The following is a 21,604-nucleotide window of genomic DNA, read 5'->3' on the forward strand; positions in this document are numbered from 1 at the left end:
CATGTCAATTGCAGAGAATATAAAAAATGTGAGAGAACGCGTGAATGCGGCCTGCCTTCGTGCGGGAAGAGACCCGAAGGAAGTTACCCTGATCTCCGTCAGCAAGACGAAGCCGGTTTCCATGCTGATGGAAGCTTATGAGGCCGGGGAGCGTGATTTCGGTGAAAACAAGGTGCAGGAGATCACGGAAAAACGTCCGCAGATCCCGGAGGATGCGAGATTCCATATGATCGGACATCTCCAGACAAACAAGGTCGGACAGGTCATCGATAAGGCGGTCCTGATCCACTCCTGTGACAGCGTCCATCTCGCAGAGAAGATCGAGAAGGAAGCGGCGAAGCGTGATATGATCGCAAACGTGCTCCTCGAGGTCAACGTAGCGAGGGAGGAGAGCAAATTCGGCATGTTCTTAGAGGATGTGATCCCGAACCTGAAAGAGATCCAGGCATTCCCGCATGTCTGCGTAAAGGGGATGATGACGATCGCTCCAAACGTCGAAGACGCGGAAGAAAATCGAAAATATTTTAAAGAATTATATCAATTATATGTTGACATCAAAAGTAAAAACATTGATAATGGTACTATGACTGCGCTTTCCATGGGTATGACCGGCGACTTCGAGGTGGCTGTTGAGGAAGGTGCAACCATGATTAGAGTAGGGACCGGAATCTTTGGTTCCAGATAGATTGGAGAGAACTAGATATGAGCTTTTTAGGCAAGATTATGGATACGATGCGTCTGAACGACGATGAAGATGACGATTACTTCTTAGATGACGATTATGAGGATGAAAAACCGGCACGAAAGAGCCTTTTTAAGAAACAGGCAGCTGATGATCTGGATGATTATGAGGAGGAGAAACCGAGATTCTTACCTCGCGCCACAAACAACAATAAAGTCGTTCCGATGCGCCGCGGAAACGGGATGGAGGTTTCTCTGATCAAACCGACATCCCTGGATGACGCAAAGGAGATCTGCGATTATCTGCTTGCCGGAAAGGCAGTAGTCCTTAACATGGAGGGGATTCACACCGAGACCGCACAGCGGATCATCGATTTCACATCCGGATCCACCTATTCCATGAACGGAAATCTCCAGAAGATTTCCAATTACATTTTTATTGCGACCCCGCAGTCCGTTGAACTGTCCGGTGACTTCCAGGATCTTCTTTCCGGAGGAAACTTAGACGTATCCGGACTCAACATTCATCTGTAAAAAGGATCGATATGGAAAAGGAAGAACAGCTTTTTAAAAAGCGGATCCAGGAACTGGCGCAGAACGCTTACTCCCGCGATATCCCGCTTCACACAGATTTTCTGACACTTGCAGAACAGACTGTCTTCCAGAATATGTCGGCTACGCTGCCGCCGGTGAAGTTCGTACTTTCCGGCGGCTTTCCGATGTCTGAACGGAAGGTTTTATGTTTTCTGGCGTCCTACGAGGAGGAACTCTACGCTCCGCCGTTTGTGTGTTTAAAGATCGCGCCCGCGAACCGGCGTTTTGCGGAGGAGCTGACACACAGGGATTATCTCGGTGCGATCATGAATCTCGGCATCGAGCGGTCCATGATCGGAGATATTGTTCTGCAGGAGGGGAATGCCTGGGCTTTTGTCATGGAAAAGATGAGCAGATACCTTGCGGAGAACCTCACGATGATCCGGCACACTTCTGTTATCACAGAGATCACGTCGGATTTTTCGGATCTCCCGGAACCGGAGACGGAGGAGGTTTCCGGAACGGTGAGCTCGGTCCGCCTGGACTCGGTCGTCGCACTGTGCGCGAGACTTTCCAGGACAAAGGCAGCAGTCTATATTGAAGGTGAGAAGGTTTCCGTAAACGGAGCTGTCTGCACAAATGTATCGTTAAACCTGCGGGGCGGAGAGATCCTGTCAATCCGCGGGATCGGAAAATTCCGGTTCGGAGAGCCGGGAAATCTTACGAAAAAGGGGCGTACATCCGTCGTGGTGTACCGCTACAAATAGGAGGTTATCCTTATGATCAAAGAACATGTAAACCGGATCCCGGTCCACATGGATGGGAAGACTATTTATGATATTGTCCTGGAGGACTCGTTTGATTCACTTGCAAAGGAGATCTCCGTTCTCGGCACCGAAAAGAAGAAGATCTGCATCATCGCGGATTCCAATGTCGCTGACATCTATCTCGATGAGGTGACAAGGATCCTCTTCGGCTGCTGCCGCGAGGTCACTTCCTATGTGTTCCCGGCAGGGGAAGAGAACAAGAATTTAAAGACGGTCCAGGGAGCTTACGAACATCTGATCTTAAACCACTATGACCGGAAAGATCTTCTCGTCGCACTGGGCGGCGGCGTTACGGGCGATCTCTGCGGCTTTGTCGCAGCTACCTATCTCCGCGGCGTTGATTTTGTCCAGATCCCGACAACCCTGTTATCCCAGGTGGACTCCGGGATCGGCGGAAAGACGGGGGTTGATTTTGATTCCTACAAAAATATGGTCGGCGCCTTCCATATGCCGAAACTTGTATACACGAACGTGTCCGTTCTTCGCACACTTCCGGACAACCAGTTTTCCGGCGGCATGGGAGAGGTCATCAAACACGGTCTGATCCGTGACCGGGAATACTTTGACTGGATCGCGGCCAACAAAGAAAAAATCCTCGCAAAGGATGCGGATACATTAAAACTTCTGATCCAGGGAAGCGATTTTATCAAACGTGAGGTCGTTGAGATCGATCCGACCGAGCAGAATGAGCGTGCGACCTTAAACTTTGGTCATACGCTGGGGCATGCCATCGAGAAATTAAAGAATTTTACGATGCTCCACGGTCACTGTGTTGCGGTTGGTACCCTTGCAGCCATGAATATCTGTAAGGAGCGCGGTCTTGTGAACCAGGATGAGATCAATGCATACCGGGCACTGATGGAGTATTTCTCCATTCCGACATCTGTTTCCGGTCTCGATCCGGAGGAAGTGATCGCGGCGACGAAAAATGATAAAAAGATGGAGGCCGGCGTGATCAAGTTCATCCTTCTGGACCGTGTGGGACATGCCTACATCGACCGGACCGTCACAAAAGAGGAGATGGAGCGCGCCCTTGCAGCCATTTTCAGATAGGAGTGTTTTATGAATACGATCGGAAAACGCTACGGCATTCTTGCCGTTTGTTCTGCCTTGCTCATCGCCCTGGACCAGTGGGCGAAGAGTATGGCTTACAGCACGCTGCGCGTCAACGGACCGCTGGTGCTGATCAAGGGAGTCTTTGAGCTTTTATACTCGGAAAACCGGGGAGCGGCTTTCGGGATCCTCCAGGGAAAACAGTGGTTTTTCTTCCTGGTGGCTGCGGCCGTTGTGATCGCGGTCCTTGTCTTTGTGGCAAAACTTCCGTCCGGAAGCCGGTACCTGCCTCTTTATATCGCCATGATCCTTCTCCTTTCCGGAGCTGTCGGAAACCTGATCGACCGTGCGGTACGGGGGTTCGTGGTGGATTTCTTCTATTTCAGCCTCATCGACTTCCCGATTTTTAACGTGGCGGACTGCTACGTGGTCTGCGCGGCCGGACTTCTGATCCTGCTGATCGGCTTTTTCTACAAGGAGGATGAGCTTTCCTTCCTCTCATCAAAAAAGGAGAATGAGCAGTGAGAGAAGAATGTTTTGTGACCGAGGAGACGGCTGGAGACCGGATCGACAAGTTCCTTGCGGAACAGTATGAAGATCTGTCGCGCTCGTTTTTGCAGAAGCTGTTAAAATCCGGGGAAGTCATGGTAAACGGGCGCCCGGTGAAGGCGAGCTACAAGGCGGCAGAGGGGGATACGATCTCCTTCGAGGTGCCGGAGGCTGTGGAGCCAGAGATCGTTCCGGAGGATATCCCGCTCGATATCTTATATGAGGATCACGATGTGATCCTGGTGAACAAGCCGAAGGGCATGGTGGTCCATCCGGCAGCAGGACATTACACAGGGACTCTGGTGAATGCGCTGATGTACCATTGTAAGGAAGATCTCTCAGGGATCAACGGGGTTCTGCGCCCGGGGATCGTCCACCGGATCGATATGGACACGACCGGCGTCATCATCGCCTGCAAGAATGATCTCGCCCACAATTCCATCGCAGCACAGCTGAAAGAACATTCGATCACCCGCCGCTACCAGGCGATCGTTCACGGCGTTTTAAAGGACGATGAGGGCGTGATCGACGCGCCGATCGGAAGAAGTCCGAAAGACCGGAAGAAGATGGCGATCAATTACAATAACGGAAAATCCGCGGTGACCCATTACCGGGTGATCGCGAGATTCAAGGATTTCACCCATATCGAGTGCCGCCTGGAAACGGGGAGAACGCACCAGATCCGTGTCCACATGGCGAGCATTGGACATCCGCTCTTGGGGGATGCCGTCTATGGCCCGGCAAAATGTCCGTATAAGCTCCAGGGGCAGACACTGCACGCAGGGATTTTAGGGTTCGTTCATCCGCGGATTGGGGAATATATGGAGTTTTCGGCGCCGCTGCCGGAGTATTTTGAGGAGCTTTTAAGAAAATTGCCGGGATAATTTTTCCCGGCTTTTTTTATTCTGCTTTATGCATATACTGATACAAAAATTCAGAAAATTTATGGAATAACTCTTGCATATCGCCTATAATTTTTGTATAATATAGCTATCGGAAAGCTTGATGACAGAAAGGAGCTGTGGCATATGAGTGATAACCTTATTATTACAATCGGAAGAGAATGCGGAAGCGGAGGAAGACATATCGGGCAGGCGTTAGCAGAAAAACTCGGTATAAAATGTTATGACAAAGAGCTCCTGAATCTGGCTGCAAAAGAGAGCGGTCTCTGCAAAGAGCTGTTTGAGACCCATGACGAGAAACCGACGAGCAGTTTCTTATATTCTCTGGTAATGGATACGTATTCCCTTGGATATACGAACTCTGCATATATGGATATGCCGATCAACCATAAGATCTTCCTTGCGCAGTTTGATACGATCAAAAATCTTGCGGATAAAGAATCCTGCGTAATTATCGGACGCTGCGCTGACTACGCGCTGGCGGATTACCCGAATGTGGTATCGGTATTTATCACCGCCGATGAGGATGTGAAGATCAAGACTTTGATGGAGCGCCATAAGATCACGGAATCTCAGGCGAAGGATCTCATGATCAAGACCGATAAAAAGCGTTCCAGTTACTATAACTATTATTCCAGCAAGCGCTGGGGCGATTCCAAGAGCTATGATCTCTGCATGAACAGCAGCAAGATCGGATATGACGGAGTTGTGAAGATGATCCAGGAATTTGCGAAGATCAAGGGCGCTTATAAGAAATAGTGGTTCTGACGGAAGCCATCCGGCGAACGTACAGAAGGATCAGAATGGATAAAAAAGAAGAATAAAGCGTAAAAAACCACCGGTCCGGGCGAGGATGTATCTGCCTGAACCGGTGTTTTTTTGTATAAACTTGTTTTATTTATTCCACCGTCACGGATTTTGCCAGGTTTCTCGGCTGGTCCACATCAAGACCTTTCTGGACGGAAGCGTAGTAGGCGATGAGCTGAAGGACAACGGCGATTGGGAACACGGTGAATTTGTCATCTTCCCTTGGAATGCGGATGATCACATCTGCAATGCCCTCGTCGACAGCGGTATCTTCCGTGACGAGGAGGATCACATAAGCACCTCGCGCTTTCACCTCGCGGATATTCGAGATCGTCTTTGCGAAAATATGCTTCTGGGTCGCGATCGCGATGACCGGAACATGGTCTGTGATCAGAGCGATGGTTCCGTGCTTCAACTCACCGGCTGCGTAAGCCTCCGCATGAATGTAGGAGATCTCTTTCAGCTTTAACGCGCCCTCCAGGGAGAATGCGTAGTCCATTCCGCGGCCGATAAAGAAGACATCCGGGTAGTTTACGATATGGGTGACGATCTCATTGATCGTATTTTCCTCCCGGATCATGGTCTCCATGGAGGTGGCACAGTTTAAGAGGTCACTCATGAACTGCTCTGCATGTTCTTCCGTGTATACGCCGCGTATAAGCGCCATACGGCAGAAAAGAAGATAGAGGGCGGCAATCTGTACCGTGTAGGCTTTCGTGCTCGCCACGGCGATCTCAGGGCCTCCATGCGTGTAGATCACATAGTCGCTTTCGCGGGCGATCGTGGAACCTTTTACATTTACAACCGAGATCACGGTGGAGCCGCATTCTCTCGCGAGGCGCAGCGCCGCCAGGGTATCGATCGTCTCGCCGGACTGGGAGATCACGATCGTGAGCGTGGAGTCATCGATCAGCGGCTCCTCATAGCGGAACTCGGAGGCGATGGACACTGTGACCGGGATCCTGAGACGTGGCTCGATCAGGGCTCTTGCGACCATCCCGGCGTGCATGGCAGTTCCGCAGGCGATGACGCGGATATTTGTGATCCGTTTTAAGAGCTCATCCGGGATCTTCTCGTCGGTGAGATCCGGGAGACCTTTTGTGAGACGCGGCAGGATCGTTTTCTTTAACACTTCCGGCTGCTCGTGGATCTCCTTCATCATAAAGTGAGGGAACCCGTTTTTCATGGCAGCGTCCGTGTTCCAGGATGCCTCCAGGATCTCAGGCTCAGTCTTTGTGCCGTCAAGCTCGTAGAGATCAGCGTGGTAGGCGGTGAGCTGTACGAGCTTTCCTTCCGGAACAACGAAGTATTTCTTTGAGTACGGGAGAAGTGCGGTCAGGTCGGAGGCGATCATGGCGCCTGAAGCCGTGTAAGCCGCTACGAGCGGACTTACGTTTCTCACCGCATAGATCTCGCCGGGACGGTCTTCAAACATGATACAGAAGGCGTAGGAGCCTTCCAGCTGGTTTAAAAATTTCCGGATCGACGGGATCGGGTCACCGTTGTAGATCTCGTTTAAGGTTGCTGCGGCAACTTCCGTGTCCGTCTGGGAGTGAAGTTTTCCTTCCAGGTGGTATTTTTCCGTCAGGGCGTGATAGTTTTCTATGATGCCGTTATGGATCATCGTCACCTTCCCTGCAACATGCGGATGGGCGTTTTCACTGGTGACGCCGCCGTGCGTTGCCCAGCGGGTATGACCGATCCCGCAGTGGGACACGACCGGATTTTCCTCGCACACCTTGCGGAGAGCGGCAACTTTTCCGACTTTTTTGATAAAATGGATCTTTGAGTTCTCATCAAACAGGGCGATCCCGGCGCTGTCATAACCACGGTATTCGAGCTGGGTAAGGCCGTCTAGCAATACTGTCTGCGCATCTAAAGGACCGCAGTATCCGATAATTCCACACATATATATCATCTCCATTTCCTGATGGTTGAACCGGTATTGGCAGAATCCTGTTACCGTGCACGGATCATGTGTGCCCGTGTGCGGTAAATTTATTCAAATGAATTTGCTAGGATTATAATAGTAAATGTCCGGAAAGTCAATCGGTGACTGACTTTAATGTCTTTGAGAAAGGAGTGTGACCGTGACGGATACGCCGGTATATGCAAAAAAATGGCAGGTCTCTGCCCGTTTAACTACGGCCGGATCAACGGCTCACATAGCGGCTGCAGAAACCTGCCCGGACACTGTCCCGTTCTACTACGGAAAAGCAAGAGCTTCATCACATAGCGGCCACAATGTCCTTATATTGTTCAGTATATGGGAAAAGATGAAGAATGTCAACAAGGACCGGATCGTGCCATATATTTGCCGAAAAAAATGCCGGAATTCCGGGGCTGTAAGAACCTGCTGATTTTGGAAAATTAAAAAAATCTTAAACAATTTTCCTTCCTCTATATGTTATACTTACACCGTTATATTTACATAATGCAGGAGATGTACGCTCGAAAATGAAGTTCAAAGACCATTTAGATTTTCATAAATTACCTTTCGATAAAGAAAAGATCCGTGAACAGGTCGAAAAGATCGCGGCGGACTGTATGCGCTGGGTGACGCGCAGACAGAATGCAAGACCGCTTCTGGCGATGGCTTTGTGCACCTGTATCGCGTTTTCCGCGATGGTGCCATATATTCCGGTGGCCGCCCCGGCTGAGATCAGTACAGAGAGGATCACAGAACCGGAGACCTTTGATATCCTCGAGGATCCGACGGAGAGAGAGACTGAGGAGACCACAGCGGAGATCGACCCGGATGCTCCGGCCCCGTATAAATTAAATCTCGCAAATATGTACGCAGAGGGATCGGAGACAAGCTATGCGGAGATCCTGATGAAGGAGCTGATCCAGAAGGATTCCAAATGGTTTGCTGCGATCTACGATATGGCAAATACGGCACCGGTAAAGCTGGCGCCTGCCTTTGGACGCAAGGCATCCTCCGTTCTCGGACAGTACAATCCGACATCAAAGACCCAGAATAAAAATGATCCGTCCACCTGGTATGTGGAACATTTTAAGAATGTAAAGATCACGTTCTACAACGGAGACGGAGAGGTCACATCCGCGGTCTCCAATGCCCAGGACATTCTTTCCATGGCGAGTGTATATGCTTATTACAATGGGATCACGGACCTTGATTCGATCCGTGCCTACGTCAATGATCTCTGGACAAAATCACATTCCTACCAGGCAGTTTTGGGAAACGTCTACTACTGTGATGGCTGTGTGGATCCGAACGCGTCCGCGGAAGAGGGAGATTCTGAGCTGGAAGGAGAGGATACATTCGTATCCGGGCGGAATATCGATACCGAGATCCGGACAGATGTGGGAGATGAGGTCATCGACCAGGCCGGAGACACGGTTTCCGTGAACGGGGAGAGCTACAGCGGCAGCTCTTCGTCCGCCTCCTCCGCGCAGGGGGCGTCGGAAGGCACCACAACGGCAGCTGAGACAATAACGGTACCGCCGTCAGCTGCAAACCACACAGAAGGAGCTGAGACAAAGGAGTCGACCACGAGTGCCCTGGATTCCCTGGCTGAGACAGCGGAGAGCGTGATCCAGGAGACGAAGAAGAAGACGACGATCGTCCGTGTGGAAGATTCCACTACAGCGGCTGAGACGACAAAAGCTCCGGAGACAACACCGCAGACAGCGGCACCTTCGGCGCAGGCGGAGACAGCGCCGCAGACAACAGCACCTTCTTCTGAGGCAGCGGAAGAGACCACGGTAAAGGTCATCCGTGTCAGTGACAACGGAGATTCCGATGCAAGCTCCGATTATATCGTCCATGCGGCCGCGGAAACTGCAGCACCTGCGGAGATAACAGCATCCGCGGAAAGTGAGGAGCCGGAAACCGATCCGGAGCTCATCCCTGTTTCTGATGAACAAGCTGAAACAGTGGAGCAGTACACCGTCCATGCGGCCGCCTCCCATGCGCTGATCTGCCCGGGACATGTCGATCTTAAGATCACGGCGATCATCCGGACCCTCAGCGAGAGCGCAAACCTTTACAGCATCGATGATGCGGGAAATGCGGTGGGAGAGACTGCATCAGTAACCGCAGACGGAACCGGCTGGGAAGGCTGGAACCGCAGAATGATGTCCTTTGTAAGCCATATCAACCGCCAGGACTGGACAGAGACATATGGGCTCAATGTAGTCGTGGAGGGCACAAGAGCGCCGCTCTCAACGACGGAGATTGACTCCTACATGAGCAGACTTCCAAAAGATACTTCAGAGACGAGAAAGAATATTATCCGGTACGCCCTTCAATCTGTCGGAAAAGTTCCGTATTACTGGGGTGGAAAGGCCAGCGCCCAGAATTATACTGGCAACAATTTCGGTTCCGTCACGATCCCGGACCACAAGGGACGTATCTTAAAGGGACTCGACTGTTCCGGATGGGTCAACTGGGTATACTGGTCCGTCACAGGAACGCATCTGCCGTATGAGGGCACAGAGGGCTTAAGGACTCTTGGACGGCAGGTAAAACGTCAGGATTTGAAGCCGGGCGATATCGTGGTAATCACGGGATCCACGCCGCATGTTATCATGTTCCTCGGATTTACCTCAAACGGACAGATCCAGTGTGTCCATGAGACGGGTTCCGCGAACAATGTCACAATTGGCGTGATGAACGCGAACTGGCCGTATTATAGAAATCTGCTGGATTAATGGAATGTAGTTCTGGGAATTAACCGATTTGTCTGGTTCTGGGGACTAAAAAGTAATTTTAAATAATTTGATCTGTATGAAATTGATTTGATGATTGTGATGAACATTTTTGTGCGGATCATGTGCAGCACCTTCTTTACAGCACATCAGGGGTCTAGAAAGACTGGAATGTGGCTGGAGAGAAGGTGCTTGCTTTAGTTGCCGATAACGAAAGTGAAGAAAAAGAATTAATAAAAATTGAATCGAGGCAGTTCTGCGCTGATAATTGGATACGCTGAAGATTTTTTGGATGCTTATAAGAGAAAAAATTATAGATAATTAACTAAAATATAAACAATATATTACGAATTATGAAGATATGAAGAAGTGTATTGAAAACAGTACAATTCGATAATATAATTCAAAAAAAGGAAAGAGTAACGCGGACTGCACCAAGACAGGAGGCAGTATGGGCAAGGAGAAAATTAAAATAAGATATATCATTTTCGTGCTGATAACCATGGGCGTAATATTTTTTGGAAAAATAACTAGACTTGATAATTTAAACGCAGAAAAAATCGCCGGGATCATACTCGTGTCCCCACCTTATAAAAAGAGAATAACAGGTCAGCAAAAGATTGAAGAATTTACAATCCTGTTTAATGACAGAAAAAAGAAACCTGTATTCTCAATCACTCCACCCAAATGGCCGGGACAAAGGAGCCATTATATCAATGGAAACATACCAATATAATATTATTTTTTGCGGGAAGAACATTACGGTGAACAGACCAAAATATGTCATGGACAAATCGATAGATTTTGAGTTGGATCAGTTCCTGAAAAATATAATTAATAAAGCCCCATTAAGATGGATGCCTCCCGGATAAGGAGGTCGCTATGATGAATAAATCCGTAAAAACATGGTTTCTGTGGCAAAGAGCTATATGGCAGTAACATATGAATGTGAATAGGAAAGTTTGTTTCATATAACATATGAAAACAAAAGGATTAACGAATATTGAAAAGGAGATGATTCCAATGGATATGTCCCATGTAGATAACTAGCACTGCACACTAAGTAACGAGACATACTAAACAATGAAAAGGAGAGCACTCTATGAAAAAAAGATTTCTGGTACTCTGCAGCATGACACTATTCCTCTTGTCTGCCTATTCATCCACCTCTTTTGCAGATCAAAAGACGGGGGAATCTAAAACCTATACGGTAGATGATATCAATAATGGCTTCACCAATTATTTAGTATAAATTAAACATAACTTTGAACTTCACAGCAAGAGGGAAAAATGAAAAAAACAAAGTTTGAGATTTTGATTTTTATATGTATGATACTTTTTGGATTAGGGTGTTTTCTTATTGCCACGAAAAATAACCAATATAATTTTTTCGAGGATATTTTATCACGTTATCCCGAAGAGAATATTGCAGGAACTCTTATGGTAGATTTAACACATGATGGTAATGATGAGTTACTTGTTATAAGCCAGGATGCCTTGGAAATCACAGTGGAAATATATGCTATAATAGATAGCAATCCTATTGTAATATATAAAGACCATGCCTCTGATAACCATGCTGGATGGCGTTGGTACTATTTAACGGTTGTTGACCATAAAAACTATATCCTACAGTATACACCTGAGATATGGAATGGCATAGGAAATTACCATTTTGAAATATTTTCCTTTAATCAGAAGGGCCAGAAAGAAATATTAGAGACAGAGGAACTGCCATATGATTCGATACATACTTCAGAGGATAATAAGCAGGATTTATTAATCAAAACACAGAATTTTAAAGCTATCTATGAAAAATGGCAAACCAACAGCATACCATTGATTACCATAGGCAGCGATCCGCTAACCGGTGATAATGATAATTATGTCCTGGAGAAAAAAAGTAATATTGAATAATTCCTATATAATTCCGAAAAAATAGTAGAAAAGCGGGATTTCCATGTGATTGTGATAAGTGTCCTACATCTTTGTGACATGTTTACCTACATCGACAATATATTATGGCATTTTTTGTTTTGAAAGCCGGAATATTGACATTGGGGATGGAATAGGGTATGATATGGATAGATTTCCAACTATTCGTGAAAGAACAGTTTATCGAATAGTTATGGTGAAATTCCGGTGATTTACCATGTTTTCCATGAAATGAGGTTTTCTAATGAAATTACAAAGACTTTTAAGCCTGGTTCGTCAGGCTGTTGATGATTATACTCTCATCGATGATCAGGATCATATTGCTGTCGGTGTCTCCGGCGGTAAGGACAGTCTGGCTCTTCTCTATGCGCTCCATGAACTGCAGCGCTTTTACCCGAAACATTTTACGCTTCATGCATTCACAGTCGATCTCGGATTCGGAATTCAGGATTTCAGCGGCATAAAGGCCTTTTGCAAAGGTTTTCAGGTACCGCTCACGATAATCCCCACCGAGATCGGGAAAATCGTTTTTGAGACCCGTAAAGAGTCCAATCCATGCTCTCTGTGTGCGAAAATGCGCAAAGGAGCCCTAAACCTTGAGGCAAAGGCCGCCGGATGCAATAAGATCGCTTACGCGCATCATAAGGATGATATTATTGAGACGATGCTGTTGTCTTTAATGTTCGAAGGACGTTTTTATACATTCCCGCCAAAGACATTTTTGGACCGCACAGAGCTCACAGTGATCCGCCCTCTCATGTATGTCTCTGAGGCTGATGTGATCGGATTTAAGAATAAGTATAATCTTCCTGTGTGCAAAAATCCATGCCCCGCTGATGGACATACAAAACGCGAATATGTTAAAAATTTAACCAGGCTGTTAAATAAAGATAATCCGGGAATTAAGGAACGGCTGTTTCATGCGGTGACATCTGGAAATATTGAAGGCTGGAATTCTGGGAATATCGGAATGGCTGGAACATCTGAGGAAGTGGCTGATAAAACCTGTCGATCAAAGACATCTGTGAAAATGCAGAGCGATCAGATCGGTGCGGAAGAACAACTTTCCGGATCACATAATTGCCATGAAAATGACCGTGAAAGCAAGAATAAAAAGGAGGAATTCTGATGGCCACACTCTCCTACCATGAACAGAAGGATATTGAAAATATCAAGAAACTTCGGGAACTGCAGAAGGAACTCCCTTCTTTCTGTTCCGATTTTTTCCGCGGAATCGAGACAAGCACGTCCACAAGAACCAGGATTGCCTACGCATATGATCTGAAAATATTTTTTCAGTTCTTAAAGACCGCCAATCCCGGCACCTTTGACAATCCGTCCCATACTCTCACACCGTCTGATCTTGAAAAGCTGACGGTGACAGATCTGGAGGAATATATTGATTATCTGAAATGTCATCCGAGTGATACGAATGAAGATGTTATAAATACAGAACGTGGACTCATGCGGAAGGTCTCTTCTCTTCGCAGCTTCTACAGCTATTTCTTCCGAAATGAGCGGATCGAGAAGAACCCCGCCGCCCTCGTGCGCATGCCGAAGCTCCACGAAAAGGAAATTATCCGTCTGGAGATCGATGAGGTTGCAAAGCTCCTCGATGAGGTTGAGGAAGGTGACAAACTGACCGAAAAACAGAAGCTTTACCATGAACGAACAAAAGTTCGAGACCTTGCAATGATGTCACTCCTCCTCGGAACCGGTATCCGTGTTTCTGAATGCGTTGGATTAAATATCAATGATATCGACCTTGATACCTGCGGTGCCAGAGTTTACCGGAAAGGCGGAAAGGAATCCGTGATCTACTTCAGTGATGAAGTCCGTGATGTGCTGGAAAACTACCTTGATGAGCGGGAAATGATCGACGCGGTTCCAGGAAATGAGGACGCCCTCTTCCTCTCCATGCAGCGGAAACGGATCAACGTACGCAGCGTGGAAAATCTCGTAAAAAAATACGCGAAACTTGTCACACCGCTGAAAAAGATCACCCCGCATAAGCTCCGCAGCACCTACGGTACAAGCCTTTACCGGGAAACCGGCGATATCTACCTCGTCGCCTCCGTCTTAGGCCATAATGATGTCAATACGACCAGAAAACATTATGCGGCTCAGGAGGAAGAACGCAGGCGGTCAGCGCGGAATGTTGTAAGGCTGCGCGAAGATTGACATAATTATATTATGTAAACTATCTAAGTAAAAATTTAATTTTCGTACAAAAGTAAAAAAAATTTTTTAGGTAAAAAAGGCTAATTTCGTACTTTATTTCCGTGTAAAGTGAAAATAGTATTTTGCTAAAATAAAGTTCAAAATTCATATTTGCCAAGTAAAACTGTATAAAGTATAAAGATTTTTAAATTATACTTTAGGTCAGTTTACAAGGAACTACACGCAGACCACGAAACGGGGGCTGCTGACAACAAATAAAGGCTGAATATCAAGCACCGGGGAAGTGCGAGATATTCAGCCTGTTTTGTTGTCTGGGGTTTCCAAAGGGGCTTACCCCTTGGCACACGACTTTGCTTGCAAAGTGTAGTGTGTTATACGCTCTGTCGGCGTTGCTGCGAAAATGAGGTTGCCGCCGGGTCGGGCAAGGGCATTTGAAGCAGCAGGAAAACAGGGCTGTGATTGCGTGTCGTGGAGCCGCAAGCGCAGGGCTGGTTTCGTCAGCAGACAGGGCGTATATGAAAGCCCCCGTTCCTCGTCCCACGCCGGACTTCGGGACAAAATGTCCCGAACTTGTGGACACACTCACAAAAAAGCAAACAGATTTTTCTCTCAAAATTGGAATGGGCGGGGAAGCCATTTTAGGGCTTTGCTATCTCCCTGATAAATGAGAAGTTAAGTTTCGTCCATATATATTTTTACCTCGATGTATTCATGATTTCTTGCATAAGCAAACGACGCTGATTTTCTGATATAGTCAAATATATTTTCGTCTAAATCTTCGTCCCATGTTGTTTCGCTGAAAATTTTATTTTCAGCGGTTGGCTCATACAAGATGTCCACATGGATTTGATAAAACTCTTCATCATCATTTGAAAACTGTCGTACTAATGAAATTTGAAAAAACGGTTCTTTTGAAAAATCAGTAAATGTTCCGGTTTCAAATAAAACCATATCTTCTTCAAGAGGTGTGCTGCACATCTGCTCAAACACATCAACAATTCCTTCCACCGGCATTTTATCAGTTATCTTTTCTTCCAAAAATTTAATTAAATTTTCCATTGATTTTCCTCCTGTAAATTCTTATTTATTGTTCTCTACTTCCGTCCCCGCTGTGGATTTGGATTTTTCAGCAAATCTGACTTATCAGTTCTTAGAAATGGGCGGGAAGCCGTTTTAGGGCTTTCCCGCCTTGATTGCCCATCAGCAAAGGCGGGCGGGGCTGTCAATGGCGGCGCATTTGTGCGCCGTTCATCTTGACCGTTGACTGGCTCGGCTGGATTTGCTATCTCCCTCGATAAATGGGAATGTTAAGTAGCCGTTAGGCTTTCGTTATAAATTCCTGTATTCCATATTTCGTCAAATTTACCTTTAGAAATAATAGTTGCATAAAAGCCCTCTCCCCAAACCTTTTCGTTTAATTCATCAACGGTTGGAATTGGACACACTTCTACAACATCACAATATAGGTCATTATAAAACTTTACTGTCCTGTCTACAAAAATTTCTATCGCTCTTAGGGCAAAACGGTCATCATTCACATCGACTTCATAAAAATATACCATCGGCATATCATCAGATTCGTATTCCATAAATAGCTGTATATACTCAATATTCCTTTCCATGATAATTACCTCATAGCAACTCCCGATTTGTCGCTCTCTTACTTTCTCCCCCGCTGTGGGTTTGGATTTTTCAGCAAGTCCGACTTCTGTGCAATCTTTTTCAGCCACTTCTTTTCTTCCTCGGACAGCTTTTTCAAATTCAGCTTGAGCCGCTTACAGATAAACGCCAAAGCCGCTTGCTCCGGGTCGCTGTCTGGACTGGCAGTTTCCTCGGCGGTCTGCAAGAAATCTTCCAGCGGGTTGTCCTCCGGAACGCTGAAAAAATCGTCCTTATGGGCTTCCCGCAGGTCAAGAGCTATCTTGCTTATGTCCTGCTGTATCACATAGCGGCAAAAGCTGTCATCATCAATATGAGCGGCGATAAGCTGTCTTAACTGCGGGTCGGTCAAGCCGGGATTGTACTGCTTCATAATAGTTGCGCTCACAGCGTCCACAATAGCGTTTGCACTCTGCACCTGTTTGCCAGCGATACCGTTTACATAGACTTCAAGGTCAGCCATGAGCCGGGGAAAATCCGGGTGTACCACCAGTTCACACAAGAGGGAATTATCCACCCGCCCACTTTTCAATAATTCAATCATATCATCACTCAAACGCAGGTCTGCAAGATTGGCGTTTGGGTGATTTTTTGTTTGAGAACGCCCCAGCAGATAATCAACAGTCACTTCATAAAACTTTGCCAACTCAATAAGGGCATAATGGCTGATGTCCTTGAAATTATCCCCCTCATAACTGCCCAACGCAGACTTGGAGAGGTGCGTCTGCTCCGCAAGCTGTTCCAGCGTCAGCCCACGCTCCACACGCAGGTCTTTCAATCGTTCTTGTATGGATAGTTCCATGCACTCCCCCTCCTTGTCTGTTTATGTTACCTGTTATATCAAAGTTTGTTCAGATACCCGATTTCATCTAATTCTGCCTTAATCTCGTCCCATTCACTACGCTTGGGGTTTAATGCAACAATCATCTCTTTTGTCACCGGCACCCCGTCTGCAAGCTGGCGCACAACTTCCAAAGGCAGGTCGGCGGGATAAAACCACTTCCCGTATTCCACATAGGTCTGCGGATTACCATCAATCATAGAGAGTAAATCCTTGGAAGCGTCCTCACCAGCCATAGGATTACAGTGCCAAACAACGCCATCTTCCGTCCAGACGCAAAAAGTGCTTTTCATCTTTTTGACTTCTCTGCTATTCATGAGCTTTTGCAAAGCGGAAGGCATCCCATTTGTCAAATCCTCTATCCGAGGGAGTTTTTCTTCCCAATCGTAAAGTTCAGAATCTACACCATTGATAACACAGCCTTCAGATGTGAACATGATAATCATGCTTTGCTCACTGCCATCGGTAGCCCAAAATGCTTCTTTTCCCTTTCTCCATATGGGATTGTATGTATAGTGACGGATGAAACTCCATTCCTTCTCTAACATGATGATGTCCAAAGCTGCAAGCCCTTTGCAGAAAGCCCTTAGGCGATTTACATCAGGTAATCCAGACAAATTTTTCGTTGAAATCATATCGCCACTCCTTTCAAACTTTAATTGCCATCCAAGTACTTTCATTTTACCACAATTCCGAGAGCGTGGAAATAGAGAGTTTTCCGAGCTGATTTCCGACCTTATGGATATACGGGGCGGGCAGTCATTTAGGTGTAGACTTAGAGTAGTTCATCGATGAGCTGCACCTTGAAAACTAAATGACCGTCCGAAAAGGAATACCCCGGCAGGGGAAGCATCGCAACGAGCCACTTCGGGACAAATTGTCCCGAAGTCCGGGGAGCGTGCCAACGCTGGAACACGCCGCAGGAATGGGGCAGGAAGCCTTTTCGGGGAGAACGGCTAAGGAAAAATGGAGGGAACACATGAGAGAGAACCAATATAAACGACTGCCGCCCATAGAGCGCAGGCAGGACGGTTCCCTTTACCGCATGACACCGGCACAGAGGAAACAGGCAAACGCCCTGATCCGCCGGGAGTGCTGCTGTTATGAGGACGGAAACTGTATGCTCCTTGACGATAGGGACAGCCATACTTGTCCCCAGACCATTTCTTTCTCGGTCTGCTGTAAGTGGTTCCGCTGGTCAGTCTTGCCGCAAATTGGAACGCTGGAAGCAGAGATTTTCCGGGATAAGGAGCTGAAACGCTGTGTGGTCTGCGGCAGAGTGTTCGTCCCAAAGTCCAACCGAGCGAAATACTGTCCCGACTGCGCCGCCAGAGTTCACAGGCGGCAGAAAACAGAAAGTGAACGGAAAAGGAGGTCTTATGTGGACAGTTAGGCAGGAAAAAAGCCTTGATTTATAAGGCTTCCAGAGGGCAGAACCGGGGCAGGTCATATAAAATATCGTCTGCCCCCGGAAATGCCGTTCTAACTGTCCACAAAGCACACTATGACAAACACGATTTATATTCATCAGCCGGAGAAATCGGTCAGCTTTACCCGGCTGTCCAATTTCCTTTTTGAAGCCCCCACATTCACACCCCTGTCCAATGAAGCGAAGATACTGTACGCCTTTATCCTGCGCCGGACGGAGTTGTCCCGTAAGAACGGCTGGGCGGACGAGTACGGGCGCATTTACCTGTACTATCCAATCTGCGAGGTAGTCGCCCTGCTCCACTGTGGGCGGCAGAAGGCGGTCAATACCCTACGGGAATTGCAGTATGCGGGACTGGTGGAGATCCAGAAACAGGGCTGTGGAAAACCCAACCGCATTTACCCGAAATCCTATGAAGCGGTTCCAAACACCGACTTCAAGAAATCCGGTTATGGAACGCCGGAGGACTGAAAACCGCACTCCACAAGTACGATAATCAATCCTCTTGAAGTACGAAAACCAGACGGTATATAGAAATACAGAGATAAAAATATTGATTTATATTCTATCCATTCCCTTCCTATCCGAGATATTTTCTGCGGGATTTTCCTGTGGAAAAGTCCCGGAAAGGAACGGAATGGGGAAAGGAGTTTCATGGCACAACATGCAATTTTGCGATTTGAAAAACACAAGGGCAATCCGGCAAGACCACTGGAAGCCCATCACGAACGGCAAAAGGAACAGTACGCCAGCAATCCCGACATTGACACCAGCCGGAGCAAGTACAATTTCTACATCGTCAAGCCGGAGGGACGCTATTACCACTTCATTCAAAGCCGCATTGAACAGGTTGGCTGCCGCACCCGCAGGGATAGCACCCGGTTTGTGGATACGCTGATTACCGCCAGCCCGGAGTTTTTCGAGAAGAAGTCCCCAAAGGAGATACAGGAATTTTTCCAGAGGGCGGCTGATTTCTTAATCGGGCGGGTAGGGAAAGAAAATATCGTGTCGGCGGTGGTACACATGGACGAGAAAACGCCCCACCTGCATTTGGTCTTTGTTCCGCTGACAGAGGACAACCGCCTGTGTGCAAAGGAGATTATAGGGAACAGAGCCAACCTCACAAAATGGCAGGACGATTTTCACGCTTATATGGTGGAGAAATATCCCGACTTGGAACGTGGGGAAAGTGCCAGCAAGACAGGCAGGAAGCATATCCCCACCCGTCTGTTCAAGCAGGCGGTCAATCTCTCCAAACAGGCAAGAGCCATTGAAGCTACGCTGGACGATATTACCCCGTTCAACGCCGGAAAGAAAAAAGAGGAAGCCCTCTCCATGCTGAAAAAGTGGTTCCCGCAGATGGAGAATTTCTCCGGGCAGTTGAAAAAATACAAGGTCACAATCAATGACCTGTTAGCGGAAAACGAAAAGCTGGAAGCAAGGGCAAAAGCCGGTGAAAAAGGCAAGATGAAAGATACGATGGAAAGGGCAAAGCTGAAAAGCGAACTGGACAATTTACAGCGTCTGGTTGACCGTATCCCGCCGGATATACTGGCGGAACTGAAACGGCAGCAGCGGCAGCATGGAAAGGAAAGGTGATTTTATAAGCAGATTTTTACGCCGTCCCTGTGCGGCATTGTACCTTGAAAATTGAATACAGGAGGTTCTATGGAGCATATCAGATACAAAAAAGAAACAGAGGTCGTGACTTTTCAGGGAAAAGAAATCACGCTGGAAAATCTCTCCCCGGTGTTCACGCCGGATCAGGAAGCGGCAAAACGCCGGGAGCTGGAGCAGCAGCTTTATGAGGTGTTCCGCAAATATGCCGATAAGCGGCAGAAAGAGGAAGCCGGGGCGTAAGGTTTTCCGAAGCCATCGTTGATTTACGGGGCTGCTGGCGGTATAATAAAACTGTCAGCAGCTCCGTTTCTTTTTGAAGAAAAGGAGCGACAATATGAACAACAGAATAGACGCAATCTATGCAAGACAATCGGTAGACAAAAAGGACAGCATTTCCATTGAAAGCCAGATTGAATTTTGCAAATACGAGTTGAAAGGCGGTAACTGCAAGGAATACACAGACAAAGGGTACAGCGGCAAGAACACAGACCGTCCAAAGTTTCAAGAACTGGTGCGGGACATCAAGCGGGGCTTAATTGCAAAGGTCGTGGTTTACAAGCTCGACCGTATCAGCCGTTCCATTCTGGACTTTGCCAATATGATGGAGCTGTTCCAGCAGTACAATGTGGAGTTTGTGTCCTCTACGGAGAAGTTTGACACCTCCACGCCGATGGGGCGGGCGATGCTGAATATCTGTATCGTGTTCGCCCAGCTTGAACGGGAAACGATACAGAAGCGGGTGACGGACGCTTATTATTCCCGCAGCCAGCGAGGGTTTAAGATGGGTGGAAAAGCCCCTTATGGCTTCCATACAGAGCCAATCAAGATGGACGGTATCAACACAAAGAAGCTGGTGGTAAACCCAGACGAAGCGGCAAATATCCGGCTGATGTTCGAGATGTACGCCCAGCCCACAACCTCCTACGGGGACATTACCCGGTACTTTGCCGAACAGGGAATTTTATTCAACGGCAAGGAACTAATACGCCCCACGCTGGCGCAGATGTTACGCAATCCTGTCTATGTGCAGGCAGACCTTGATGTGTACGAATTTTTCAAAAGTCAAGGGACAATCATTGTCAATGACGCTGCCGATTTTACCGGCATGAATGGCTGCTATCTGTATCAAGGGCGGGATGTGAAGCCCAGCAAAAAGAACGACTTGAAAGACCAAATGCTGGTGCTGGCTCCCCATGAGGGCATTGTCCCCTCCGACATCTGGCTGACCTGCCGCAAGAAGCTGATGAACAACATGAAAATCCAGTCTGCCCGGAAAGCCACCCATACATGGCTGGCGGGAAAAATCAAGTGCGGAAACTGCGGGTATGCCCTTATGAGCATTAACAATCCTGTGGGAAAGCAATATCTCCGCTGCACAAAGCGGCTGGACAATAAAAGCTGTGCCGGGTGCGGGAAAATCATCACTTCGGAGCTGGAAACGGTTGTTTATCAGCAGATGATAAAGAAACTGGCAAGCTATAAGACGCTGACAGGCAGAAAGAAAGCGGCAAAGGCAAACCCGAAAATTGCCGCCCTGCAAGTGGAACTTCTCCATGTGGACAGCGAGATTGAAAAGCTGGTGGACAGTCTGACGGGTGCAAACAATGTCCTGCTCTCCTATGTGAATGTGAAGATAGCAGAACTGGACGGGCGCAAGCAGGACCTTCTGGCGAGGATAGCGGAACTAACGGTGGAAGCCATTAGCCCGGAACAGGTCAGCCAGATTTCCGGCTACCTCGACACTTGGGAGAATGTATCTTTTGACGACAAGCGGCGTGTGGTGGATTTGATGATTACCACCGTAGCCGCCACAAGCGACAGCTTGAATATCACATGGAAAATCTGACGGGTGGAACCCCTCCCGTCAGATACCTACCCTGTGTAGTCCCTTGTAAACTGTACTTTATAATAG

At 47.6% G+C, this 21,604-nt stretch carries 22 protein-coding genes; 17 read left to right on the forward strand and 5 right to left on the reverse strand.

Annotated elements, in window-relative coordinates; all coding sequences use genetic code 11:
• Position 1: 1 nt before the first annotated feature.
• The 7 genes from V2546_RS12620 (at position 2) to V2546_RS12650 (ending at position 5,305) form a co-directional block, all read left to right on the forward strand.
• Positions 2-685 (forward strand): YggS family pyridoxal phosphate-dependent enzyme, encoded by a 684-nt coding sequence (locus V2546_RS12620; RefSeq protein ID WP_118298033.1) that lies wholly within the window; start codon positions 2-4, stop codon positions 683-685.
• A 17-nt stretch (positions 686-702) separates the two neighbouring features.
• Positions 703-1,215 (forward strand): cell division protein SepF, encoded by a 513-nt coding sequence (locus V2546_RS12625; protein ID WP_118298034.1) that lies wholly within the window; start codon positions 703-705, stop codon positions 1,213-1,215.
• An 11-nt stretch (positions 1,216-1,226) separates the two neighbouring features.
• Positions 1,227-1,982, forward strand: a complete 756-nt coding sequence (locus tag V2546_RS12630; RefSeq protein ID WP_118533035.1) for a YlmH family RNA-binding protein — start codon at positions 1,227-1,229, stop codon at positions 1,980-1,982.
• A gap of 12 nt (positions 1,983-1,994) precedes the next feature.
• Entirely contained in the window at positions 1,995-3,095 is a 1,101-nt protein-coding gene (gene aroB / locus V2546_RS12635; RefSeq protein ID WP_329752516.1) for a 3-dehydroquinate synthase, read from the forward strand.
• A gap of 9 nt (positions 3,096-3,104) precedes the next feature.
• The gene (lspA, locus tag V2546_RS12640; RefSeq protein WP_118321062.1) at positions 3,105-3,620 is read left to right on the forward strand and encodes a signal peptidase II; all 516 of its coding nucleotides are present in this window, start codon (positions 3,105-3,107) and stop codon (positions 3,618-3,620) included.
• Complete coding sequence (locus tag V2546_RS12645; RefSeq protein ID WP_118533039.1) at positions 3,617-4,528, forward strand: RluA family pseudouridine synthase; 912 nt, start codon at positions 3,617-3,619, stop codon at positions 4,526-4,528. The genes lspA and V2546_RS12645 overlap by 4 nt, the downstream gene beginning before the upstream one ends.
• Before the next feature lie 144 nt (positions 4,529-4,672).
• A complete protein-coding gene (locus tag V2546_RS12650) occupies positions 4,673-5,305 on the forward strand; it encodes a cytidylate kinase-like family protein (protein WP_118298039.1) in 633 nt (210 codons plus the stop codon).
• Between the two features lie 139 nt (positions 5,306-5,444).
• Here the strand turns inward: V2546_RS12650 and glmS are convergent, their stop codons facing one another.
• Complete coding sequence (gene glmS / locus V2546_RS12655) at positions 5,445-7,262, reverse strand: glutamine--fructose-6-phosphate transaminase (isomerizing) (RefSeq protein WP_329752519.1); 1,818 nt, start codon at positions 7,260-7,262, stop codon at positions 5,445-5,447.
• A 548-nt stretch (positions 7,263-7,810) separates the two neighbouring features.
• On the opposite strand from glmS, the gene V2546_RS12660 reads away from it, so the two are divergent.
• From V2546_RS12660 to V2546_RS12680, 5 genes are all read left to right on the forward strand, one after another.
• On the forward strand, positions 7,811-10,030 hold the full coding sequence (locus V2546_RS12660; protein WP_329752521.1) for an NlpC/P60 family protein: 2,220 nt from the start codon (positions 7,811-7,813) through the stop codon (positions 10,028-10,030).
• Positions 10,031-10,478: 448 nt separating this feature from the next.
• Positions 10,479-10,763, forward strand: a complete 285-nt coding sequence (locus V2546_RS12665) for a hypothetical protein (RefSeq protein ID WP_021905074.1) — start codon at positions 10,479-10,481, stop codon at positions 10,761-10,763.
• Positions 10,764-11,317: 554 nt separating this feature from the next.
• The gene (locus V2546_RS12670; protein WP_329752522.1) at positions 11,318-11,944 is read left to right on the forward strand and encodes a hypothetical protein; all 627 of its coding nucleotides are present in this window, start codon (positions 11,318-11,320) and stop codon (positions 11,942-11,944) included.
• A gap of 262 nt (positions 11,945-12,206) precedes the next feature.
• Positions 12,207-13,091 (forward strand): tRNA lysidine(34) synthetase, encoded by an 885-nt coding sequence (locus V2546_RS12675; RefSeq protein ID WP_486463593.1) that lies wholly within the window; start codon positions 12,207-12,209, stop codon positions 13,089-13,091.
• Positions 13,091-14,143, forward strand: a complete 1,053-nt coding sequence (locus V2546_RS12680) for a tyrosine-type recombinase/integrase (protein ID WP_329752523.1) — start codon at positions 13,091-13,093, stop codon at positions 14,141-14,143. The genes V2546_RS12675 and V2546_RS12680 overlap by 1 nt, the downstream gene beginning before the upstream one ends.
• Before the next feature lie 672 nt (positions 14,144-14,815).
• On the opposite strand, the gene V2546_RS12685 is transcribed toward V2546_RS12680, so the two are convergent.
• From V2546_RS12685 to V2546_RS12700, 4 genes are all read right to left on the reverse strand, one after another.
• Positions 14,816-15,202, reverse strand: coding sequence for a hypothetical protein (locus V2546_RS12685; RefSeq protein ID WP_002607913.1), 387 nt, complete (start codon positions 15,200-15,202; stop codon positions 14,816-14,818).
• Positions 15,203-15,450: 248 nt separating this feature from the next.
• Positions 15,451-15,873 carry a DUF6881 domain-containing protein gene (locus V2546_RS12690; protein WP_227064813.1) on the reverse strand — a complete coding sequence of 141 codons (423 nt, stop codon included), beginning with the start codon at positions 15,871-15,873 and terminating at the stop codon, positions 15,451-15,453.
• Positions 15,804-16,604 carry a helix-turn-helix domain-containing protein gene (locus V2546_RS12695; protein WP_329752524.1) on the reverse strand — a complete coding sequence of 267 codons (801 nt, stop codon included), beginning with the start codon at positions 16,602-16,604 and terminating at the stop codon, positions 15,804-15,806. The genes V2546_RS12690 and V2546_RS12695 overlap by 70 nt, the downstream gene beginning before the upstream one ends.
• A gap of 38 nt (positions 16,605-16,642) precedes the next feature.
• Positions 16,643-17,323 (reverse strand): hypothetical protein, encoded by a 681-nt coding sequence (locus tag V2546_RS12700; protein ID WP_329752526.1) that lies wholly within the window; start codon positions 17,321-17,323, stop codon positions 16,643-16,645.
• Positions 17,324-17,622: 299 nt separating this feature from the next.
• Here V2546_RS12700 and V2546_RS12705 point away from each other — a divergent pair, with 299 nt between their 5' ends.
• From V2546_RS12705 to V2546_RS12725, 5 genes are all read left to right on the forward strand, one after another.
• Complete coding sequence (locus V2546_RS12705) at positions 17,623-18,036, forward strand: cysteine-rich VLP domain-containing protein (protein WP_329752527.1); 414 nt, start codon at positions 17,623-17,625, stop codon at positions 18,034-18,036.
• A 111-nt stretch (positions 18,037-18,147) separates the two neighbouring features.
• The gene (locus V2546_RS12710; RefSeq protein ID WP_148885382.1) at positions 18,148-18,543 is read left to right on the forward strand and encodes a replication initiator protein A; all 396 of its coding nucleotides are present in this window, start codon (positions 18,148-18,150) and stop codon (positions 18,541-18,543) included.
• A gap of 183 nt (positions 18,544-18,726) precedes the next feature.
• Positions 18,727-19,671, forward strand: a complete 945-nt coding sequence (gene mobV, locus V2546_RS12715) for a MobV family relaxase (protein ID WP_329752529.1) — start codon at positions 18,727-18,729, stop codon at positions 19,669-19,671.
• A gap of 69 nt (positions 19,672-19,740) precedes the next feature.
• The gene (locus V2546_RS12720; RefSeq protein ID WP_118715217.1) at positions 19,741-19,932 is read left to right on the forward strand and encodes a hypothetical protein; all 192 of its coding nucleotides are present in this window, start codon (positions 19,741-19,743) and stop codon (positions 19,930-19,932) included.
• A 94-nt stretch (positions 19,933-20,026) separates the two neighbouring features.
• Positions 20,027-21,538: a recombinase family protein gene (locus V2546_RS12725; RefSeq protein WP_271976935.1), complete on the forward strand. Its 1,512-nt coding sequence runs from the start codon at positions 20,027-20,029 to the stop codon at positions 21,536-21,538.
• Positions 21,539-21,604: the final 66 nt, after the last annotated feature.

Origin of the sequence: Clostridium sp. CM74B_53, assembly GCF_036318045.1 — a bacterium.
Taxonomy (GTDB): Bacteria; Bacillota; Clostridia; order Lachnospirales; family Lachnospiraceae; genus Pilosibacter.

Coding starts and splice junctions, on each gene's coding strand:
- V2546_RS12620 (WP_118298033.1), top strand. CDS start 2: ATGTCAATTGCAGAGAATATAAAAAATGTGAGAGAACGCGTGAATGCG.
- V2546_RS12625 (WP_118298034.1), top strand. CDS start 703: ATGAGCTTTTTAGGCAAGATTATGGATACGATGCGTCTGAACGACGAT.
- V2546_RS12630 (WP_118533035.1), top strand. CDS start 1,227: ATGGAAAAGGAAGAACAGCTTTTTAAAAAGCGGATCCAGGAACTGGCG.
- aroB (WP_329752516.1), top strand. CDS start 1,995: ATGATCAAAGAACATGTAAACCGGATCCCGGTCCACATGGATGGGAAG.
- lspA (WP_118321062.1), top strand. CDS start 3,105: ATGAATACGATCGGAAAACGCTACGGCATTCTTGCCGTTTGTTCTGCC.
- V2546_RS12650 (WP_118298039.1), top strand. CDS start 4,673: ATGAGTGATAACCTTATTATTACAATCGGAAGAGAATGCGGAAGCGGA.
- glmS (WP_329752519.1), bottom strand. CDS start 7,262: ATGTGTGGAATTATCGGATACTGCGGTCCTTTAGATGCGCAGACAGTA.
- V2546_RS12660 (WP_329752521.1), top strand. CDS start 7,811: ATGAAGTTCAAAGACCATTTAGATTTTCATAAATTACCTTTCGATAAA.
- V2546_RS12665 (WP_021905074.1), top strand. CDS start 10,479: ATGGGCAAGGAGAAAATTAAAATAAGATATATCATTTTCGTGCTGATA.
- V2546_RS12670 (WP_329752522.1), top strand. CDS start 11,318: ATGAAAAAAACAAAGTTTGAGATTTTGATTTTTATATGTATGATACTT.
- V2546_RS12675 (WP_486463593.1), top strand. CDS start 12,207: ATGAAATTACAAAGACTTTTAAGCCTGGTTCGTCAGGCTGTTGATGAT.
- V2546_RS12680 (WP_329752523.1), top strand. CDS start 13,091: ATGGCCACACTCTCCTACCATGAACAGAAGGATATTGAAAATATCAAG.
- V2546_RS12685 (WP_002607913.1), bottom strand. CDS start 15,202: ATGGAAAATTTAATTAAATTTTTGGAAGAAAAGATAACTGATAAAATG.
- V2546_RS12695 (WP_329752524.1), bottom strand. CDS start 16,604: ATGGAACTATCCATACAAGAACGATTGAAAGACCTGCGTGTGGAGCGT.
- V2546_RS12700 (WP_329752526.1), bottom strand. CDS start 17,323: ATGAAAGTACTTGGATGGCAATTAAAGTTTGAAAGGAGTGGCGATATG.
- V2546_RS12705 (WP_329752527.1), top strand. CDS start 17,623: ATGAGAGAGAACCAATATAAACGACTGCCGCCCATAGAGCGCAGGCAG.
- V2546_RS12710 (WP_148885382.1), top strand. CDS start 18,148: ATGACAAACACGATTTATATTCATCAGCCGGAGAAATCGGTCAGCTTT.
- mobV (WP_329752529.1), top strand. CDS start 18,727: ATGGCACAACATGCAATTTTGCGATTTGAAAAACACAAGGGCAATCCG.
- V2546_RS12720 (WP_118715217.1), top strand. CDS start 19,741: ATGGAGCATATCAGATACAAAAAAGAAACAGAGGTCGTGACTTTTCAG.
- V2546_RS12725 (WP_271976935.1), top strand. CDS start 20,027: ATGAACAACAGAATAGACGCAATCTATGCAAGACAATCGGTAGACAAA.